Source organism: Streptomyces sp. DT190 (assembly GCF_049846985.1).
Taxonomy (GTDB): Bacteria; Actinomycetota; Actinomycetes; order Streptomycetales; family Streptomycetaceae; genus Streptomyces.
In genome coordinates, this window is record NZ_JBNCNM010000089.1 from 1 (window position 1) to 310 (window position 310).

Sequence of the window (310 nt, forward strand, 5' to 3'; positions counted from 1 at the left end):
GGTGACCTCGTCGGCGAAGGCGGAGAGCTGGTCGACCATCGTGTTGATCGTCGACTTCAGCTCCAGGATCTCGCCCTTGGCCTCCACCGTGATCTTCTTGCCGAGGTCGCCCTGCGCGACCGCGGTCGACACGAGGGCGATGTTCCGCACCTGCGAGGTGAGGTTGTCCGCCATGAAGTTGACGTTGTCGGTGAGGTCCTTCCAGACGCCGGAGACGCCCCTGACCTGGGCCCGGCCGCCGAGGTTGCCCTCGGTGCCGACCTCGCGGGCGACGCGGGTGACCTCGTCGGCGAAGGCGGAGAGCTGGTCG

Annotated in this window: 1 protein-coding gene; it reads right to left on the reverse strand. The window is 68.1% G+C overall.

What is annotated here, in order from left to right:
* The coding region (locus ACPXCS_RS39725; RefSeq protein ID WP_425971258.1) for a HAMP domain-containing protein at nucleotides 1-310 on the reverse strand (310 nt) is incomplete at both ends.